This is a genomic window from Endozoicomonas ascidiicola (genome assembly GCF_001646945.1).
Taxonomy (GTDB): Bacteria; Pseudomonadota; Gammaproteobacteria; order Pseudomonadales; family Endozoicomonadaceae; genus Endozoicomonas; species Endozoicomonas ascidiicola.
Map to the genome: position 1 here is coordinate 379,415 of NZ_LUTV01000005.1, position 7,382 is coordinate 386,796.

Annotated in this window: 2 protein-coding genes and 1 pseudogene; 2 read left to right on the forward strand and 1 reads right to left on the reverse strand. The window is 45.0% G+C overall.

The window, feature by feature from the left end; all coding sequences use genetic code 11:
- The first annotated feature begins 40 nt into the window (after window positions 1-40).
- Together AKL11_RS15550 and tnpA are read left to right on the forward strand one after the other, a co-directional pair.
- The gene (locus AKL11_RS15550; protein ID WP_067519072.1) at window positions 41-1,924 is read left to right on the forward strand and encodes a TRAP transporter permease; all 1,884 of its coding nucleotides are present in this window, start codon (window positions 41-43) and stop codon (window positions 1,922-1,924) included.
- Window positions 1,925-2,219: 295 nt separating this feature from the next.
- Window positions 2,220-2,649 (forward strand): annotated as a pseudogene (tnpA, locus tag AKL11_RS15555) (IS200/IS605 family transposase).
- 155 nt (window positions 2,650-2,804) lie between these two features.
- Here the strand turns inward: tnpA and AKL11_RS15560 are convergent.
- Complete coding sequence (locus AKL11_RS15560; protein WP_067519074.1) at window positions 2,805-6,992, reverse strand: PEP/pyruvate-binding domain-containing protein; 4,188 nt, start codon at window positions 6,990-6,992, stop codon at window positions 2,805-2,807.
- Window positions 6,993-7,382: the final 390 nt, after the last annotated feature.

Below are 7,382 nucleotides of genomic sequence, written 5' to 3' on the forward strand. Positions count from 1 at the left end.
TCCTTACTGTTGCCGGTCAAAACTTCCGGCGTAAGCATTTATGAACAGGTTTGATCAAAACTCAGGCTATTTTATATTGAGCCGTTTATTGTTGGCTCTGGCTGTTTCCCTGTCAGTGTTTCAAATCTGGCAAGGTATTACGTCCACCATATCAGCCACCTACTTCCGCCCTGTTCATCTAACCTGGGTGATGGTGTTGATTTTTATTCACTACCCTTTAGTGAGCATTGCGGCTCCTGCCAATCAACGCTGGTCATTCGCAATATCTCGAACGATTGATCTTTCCCTGAGTGCTCTTGCCGTTTTTGCCGGCTATCGAATTGTTCAGTTTGACTACAACGATATTAACTACCTGCTATTTGGGCTCACGACCATCGACCTGATTGCCGGGATTGCCTTCACCGCATTATTACTTGAAGCCTGTCGTAGAACCGTTGGTTGGGTGATGGTGATTATTGCCACCATTTTTCTTCTCTACAGCGCTTTTGGCGATATGCTGCCCGGCGCATTGGCTACCAAAGCCTACAGTTTGCAGGAGTTGGTTCAGTTTCAGATATTCTCCAGTAACGGTATCTTCGGTTCAGCTCTGGGTATTGCCGCCACCACCGTATTTATCTTTGTGTTATTTGGTGCTTTTTTAGAAGTCACTGGTGCCGGAAAATTCTTTATTGATCTGGCTTTTGCCATCGCCGGCAAGTATCGAGGTGGCCCGGCAAAAGCAGCAGTCATTGCCTCCGCAGGCCTTGGTTCGATTTCTGGCTCAGCCATTGCCAATACGGTGACCACCGGTTCCATCACAATCCCTATGATGAAAAAACTGGGTTATCGCCCGGAACAGGCTGCAGGTATTGAAGCAGCTGCCTCCACTGGTGGACAGATCATGCCACCCATCATGGGAGCTGGCGCCTTTGTTATGGCTCAGTTCACGGGTATTCCCTATAGCGACATTATGATCGCCTCGATTATTCCTGCCTTGCTCTACTTTTTCTGCACACTTCTCTACGTGCATATCATGGCATGCAAACTGGAACTCAAAACCATCAACCGCACTGAAGCAGTATTGCAGGTCATGAAACAGGGAGCGCATTTCCTGATTCCATTAGCCTTAATCACAACATTGTTGATGATGGGCTATTCACCTTTGCTGGTAGGCGTCGCTGGTTGTGCATCTATTCTTATTACAGCGGCCTTACGCAAACACAGCAGAGTCAATGCTCGTCAAATAATAGAAGGCATGAAGTCAGGGGCACTACTGGCATTGCCTATTTCGGCTGCCTGCGGTGCTGCGGGTATTATTGTCGGTGTCGTGGGTCAAACAGGAATAGGACTGCAATTCACCCAATTTGTCACTGCACTCTCTGGCGGATATCTGTTTACTGCTCTGCTACTGATCAGTCTCGTCGCATTGATTCTGGGAATGGGATTACCCGTCACTGCCGCCTATATTGTGCTGGCAGTTATCGCGGTGCCACTGCTGGGTGATTTTGGCTTGCCATTGCTGACATCACACTTGATTATTTTCTGGTTATCTCAGACTTCTAATGTCACGCCGCCCATTGCCCTTGCAGCCTTTGCCGGTGCAGGTGTTGCCAACGCCAACCCAATGAAGTCATCAATAGAAGCGTTTAAGCTTGCCGCTGGACTGTTTGTGATTCCGTTGATGATGGCATACACCGGGTTGATCAATACCTCTGATGATTCCTTGGAATTGATTATCTCAGCTATTCAGACGCTGTCGGTTATTGTCGGAATGGCCATGGCGATAGAGGGATACTTGCTGACACGGCTTTCTATTATTGAGCGACTTCTGTCCACGGCAAGTCTGCCAATACTGCTATTTAATCCTTTTGGCCTTTACTGGGTCGGTATTATTTTGATGTTGTCTATCGTCATACTTCAGTGGAAGGCAATAAAGGTTCATTAAAAGGGTGCTCAGCCTGAATAATGTAACTCCTTGAAAAGTCACGTTACTCAAGGGATCAAGCACTTTATGTGCTTTATATAGGCACATATCATCAGTAGAACCAGCAGTATTTATGCCCCTTAGGCAAGCAAGACTTCGCGCACATAATTCATACATCAATCAGGCGGAGCACCCCATTAAAATCTGGATAGGGAAGAGCTTTATTAGTCTTTCGTAAGGTTAAAACCACCGGCTTTAGCCGGTCAGCTTTAGCTATGATATTTTGTCGCAGTTATCTGGATGTAGAGGTTCTGCGATGGACTACAGGTATGGCAGTCACACAGTATTTAATATTCAGTACCACTTTGTGTTTGTCACGAAGTACCGGTATCAGGTGCTCAAGGGAGATGTTGGCTTAAGAGCCAGGGAGCTGATAAGAGAAACGTGCCAGGCATTTGAGATAGAGATTCTTAAGGGAGTGATTAGTAAGGATCATGTACATCTGTTTGTGTCAGCGCCTCCGAATATGGCTCCGAGTGAAATAATGAGGAGGGTCAAAGGAAGGTCGTCTACAAGATTGTTTTGAAAGTTTCCCTGATTTGAAGAAGCGATACTGGGGAAGGCATTTTTGGGCAAGAGGCTATTTTTGTGTCACATCGGGAAAGGTGACTGAAGAGATGATCAAGGAGTATCTGGATCATCATTTTGAGCCCAAAGTAGATGATAGCTTCAGGACTGAATACTAACGCGTCTTGGACGCGTATCCGGACTTTCAGTCCGTAAATCTAACCCACCGGCTTTAGCCGGTGGTTTTTGAGTTAAAGCTTTCACTATCTCTTGTTTCAGTTCGAATTTTTGTTGCACGGATCTCCTATAATCAGATTCATTTAAAGTTGCGCATTCAGTACTCAACTTGTTCAAGGCATCGCTGCAGGCCTTCAATATATTGGGTCTTGATTTCTGGTCTTTGCTTTAAAGCTTCGGGAACATCATCGTAAAGGTCCTCAATTCTGCTATTGGAGAGTTGTAACGCCATGGCAGCAATAGACGGATCACACTTAATACGATCTGATGCATAACTATATGCCCAAACATTGATCTGGATTGCCTTTTTCATAAAGTCCGTATCGCCTGTTAACGATTCAGCTGCATCTCTCAGATAACCAACGTTGTGTTTTATACCCGCCAGCATGATTTCAGCGTCTTTTGAATACGGCTTCATATCAAATGGCGTAAAGAATTTGAATTTGCCATCCACAGGTAAATTGAACAATTCTAACATGGCATTTCTGCTCAGCTTTTGACAATTAACTGAATATTCCATTGAATTAGCATGAGCCGCTGCAGACAATATTTCACGATCATTCCAGAAAGCTTTATCACCATGTTTCAACGCTGCAGGGGCGTGAGTGGCTGCCGCCATTACAATATCCCGGTCTTTTTTCAATGACGGAGACAAGTGTTCCAGCAATTTCCCATTCAAGGTGACCAAAGGTAATGCCTGCTCTTTATTCTCAAGCCAATCGGAATACTGCCTTACAGAGTCCAGCACCTTCTCTGGCTTTTCTATCAATAAAAAGCGGATTTGTTCCGCATCTCGCTGAAACGATTGTTCAGAGTCAACAACAAAAGCCTTGTCTCTGTCCAGCTTTCTAACTTTTTGAGCAAAATGGATCAGCTTAACTTCATCACTGCCTTCGGGGAAAAAAACTTCAAGAAATTTGGTAAAGTTACCTTCTGGCCACATCAACGTCTCACTAAAGATTAATGCTTTACTCATGAGCCGACTATTCGCATCTTGAATACGATTGAGATAAGTTCTGAGTGCTGGAAAGTCTTGAACAGAGGCTAAGCCTTCGGTGACGAAACAGAAACTATTATCTTTGTTAGTGCTGCTATCCATAACCGTCATCGCTGCAATTAATTGCTGCCTCATACGTTCAATGTCAGGAATGTTATTCACTTCAACAACAATCTCACCCATCTCTTCATTGAGCTTTATCTGCACACCCTGAGATGAGTTCTGCTTACCGATACTGTTCAATAACAACGCCAGCCAGAGAAACCGTTTGAACTTACCTTCATAGTGTGTGTTGGTGTCTTTAAAATTGTCTATCATCCGCACACGCATCAGCCTTCCCTGACTACCTGCCCCTTTGTCAATTAACTCAATGACACCTTTATGATAATTAATATCGGTGCTGATAATGCTGATTCCATCCATGTTCAGAACGGTATTATGGTCTCCGTAGTTTTCCAGTGCGCTGGCGCATTGGTCATCCAATAACTGCGTCATCCCCGGGGTGTTGAAATTCACGAAAGTGACACGATTCGACTTCTTCACAACCTCACCATGCCCTGAACCATTGGCAACCTCTGCCAGAATATCCACAAAGCTTTTATGTACCAGAAAAACCGTATCGTGAATCGAACGCACCTGATCCGCTGTACGAGGTTGGGACAGAGCTTGCAGACTGTTCTTTAAGTCCTGACAATCCGTTTGCCACTGGCTGAAGTCACCGGTTTTTTGCAGCAGTTCATTACCATCCAGAAGCCCTTTGGTGATCCTGTCTAACCCGGTATTAACCTTTGCTTTGATCTCACCTGAGCGAGTTTTCAGCGTCTCCAGATTTTGAAGATACGATTTAATTTTTGGTGGCGTTTCCTCTCCTTTCGAACCTTCATTCAGATAGTCGCCATACCCTTGTAACAGGGCATCCGTATCTGAAAGGAAGTGTGAAACCTCATCGTTAAGTGAGCGTAATATCTGATGCCTCTGCGGGGACATACTGATCAGAACCGCACCTTCTGGTGAGAGACACCGGTTTATCAAAGCATCCCGGTCAAAATATTGCAGCAAACGGGTATTCTGCCCGTTAAGCCACTTAAATTGGTGATCAACCCTCTTTTCATCACAACGGGTAGGCTGCCAGCGAGTTGTTCTTGCTATTGCTGCACTGAAGTCAGCAGAAGCGGCTGGCAATGAATTTGCCTGGTAATGCTCATAAGCCTGTTCACCACTCAGCAAAAAACCACCGGACTGACCATTAAATTCGCCGCAAGCCAGAGTCGCGATGTTTCCATCCACAATGACGGGTTTATCATCAGCAATAAAGCAGGGTTTACCCGCCTGCCGAAGCGTAATGGCCACATGATCTCCCGTTCCTCCTTTTTCAAATACAAAGCCACTGACTTTGCCCAGAACGTCCGGTGCCAACATCCAGTCTTCACCATGGTGGGCAACGATAATGGCATTGTCCGGGATGTTTTCCGGGTTGTCGCCAACCTTGACCAATACTACCGGGCCTTTACAAAGCCCTTCACTGACTAACGTGCCTTTGACTATTGCTGCAGAGGGGACACCAACTGAGAACTGAGCACCGCCCTGCAACCGGGTCACCGGTCTGACCTGCAAGATTTGCACCTGATTCTGTCGGTTAACCCCAAATTCTACATCCACCGGGCATTGCAACAGGTTTTCCAGTTTTACCATGATCTCATACAGTGCTTTTGCTGTTGGCTCCGGAAGCGTTTTCTCCTCAGAAGGAGGCAGGTCAGTTAGCCGTTCAATAGCTTCATTTCCCCCCTGATTCTCAAGATAAAAGGCCTGGGCAACGTCACCACGTATATGTTCCAAGGCAGGCTGATGATTTTTTCGGGTAATAGTGTATCGATGGGGCGTTAAACCACCAAGTCCGGAAACAGCACCCTTGGGCTGTCCGGGAACATACTCAATCTGCATACGGTTATCTTTTAAGCTGGTGTAACTCATGGCAACACCACCAAACTGGCAATCAACACAGTGCTGCATCACCAGGGATAATGTTGTTGGCATGCCATTTTTGCAGACTTCGGGACGGTAGCCGGAGGCCATGACCTTTAAACAGGTTTGCACGACGTCATCAGCACCATGCACATAAGATTCGTATTTACCGGCCTGGGCATCACCATAATCATCTTCTTTTGCACCAGAGCTTCGGATAATAACCTTCTGCTCCGGATGATCTGCACACAGAGCTTTGAAACGGTTCCGCATGATATAAGCCGTTGAATGGTTTTTAATGGCATTATAAAAAGCATCGCTTTCCAGAAATCCGGACAATGCTTTCAGCAACCGGTCTTGCTCTTCAGGGTTGGTAATACGGGCGATTCGTTCTTTTAACTGGTCGAGACTCACGATACCCTGTGCACTCGGCAATTCAATCGACGAGAGAGCCTCTGGCAGTAAGCTTTGCGCAAAACCGGCTTTTTCCAGCAAGAGAATGTCAGGAATACTCACCAAGCGGAATTTAGGTACAGGGATACCATTTGCACTCATATGTTGCAGAAACATACCTTTCCCACCGAAGACAGCACGCAGAGAACGGGAACCCTGCTGCACTGCCTGGACACTCACGGGCGATGTATTAAGCACCCCCGGCATAACAGATGGCGTTGTACTCAAAGACGGTAGAATTGCAGCTATCGACGTTTGTTCCTGACTGCCCTGTTCACTCTTGAGTTCAGGATCAGCTACAAAATCAGTAACACCCACAGACTCAGATTTAAACGGTATTGCAGCTATCGACGTTTGTTCCTGACTGCCCTGTTCACTCTTGAGTTCAGGATCAGCTACAAGATCAGTACCACCCACAGACTCAGATTTAAACGGTACGGATTCTGGCTCATTATTTAAACTTGAACTTTCTCGTCTTTTTTCTTCTGAAACATCTTCTACATGTTGAACTTCATTTCTATTAACTACTGAGGGTTGATATACATGCCTCTGGGAATTATTAAAGGGCGTTTTAGAAGCAATACTGGTTATTCCAGGATCTTCTACTCTACCTATTTGATTTATGTTATCAGCCAGCGTTACCACTCGTTCGCTAATTTTTTTATCGCACATCGCCTTACCGGGATAGGTATTTTTCCGCCAATCAACGCTGAGATAGTTATCCTGCTCGAATTCAGAAACTGTAAACCTCCCAAAAATGGCAGTAAAAAATGCCCCAATAGCATTCCCGGTCTTTTTCAATAAATTCAAGAAACCTTTATCAGAATTAATATGCCATGTATATAATGCAGCCTGAATAGGATTTAAATCCACCTCACCACCTCCTAAATATTTTGAATTAGTACACTGCAAAACTAAAAGATATGAAAATCAGAAAACCAATAACCAATAACCAATAACCAAGCATCAGAACTTTATTTAATAATCTTGCAGAATTAACAGGCATTTATTCTACCTGGTTTTATAAAACTCTCACTAACAAAGCAGCAAGCAATTCTAACAACCAAAACAAGACCCTTATCAGCCAACTTGGGTAATTTATCAAAGCCGTTGATAGTGATTTCGGGAGATAAACTTCCCGATGACCTTCTCATGAAACTCTATTGATCGGCTAAGTTACCGTTAATGGTTGGAAGCACCAATGTTCAGCAATTTTGCTAACCAATCGGCCAGCAGTTAACTTATTTGCCGCTGTAAGTTCCC

What these genes read in the sequence shown, in the direction of transcription:
- AKL11_RS15550 (WP_067519072.1), top strand. Translation starts at nt 41, where the DNA reads ATGAACAGGTTTGATCAAAACTCAGGCTATTTTATATTGAGCCGTTTA.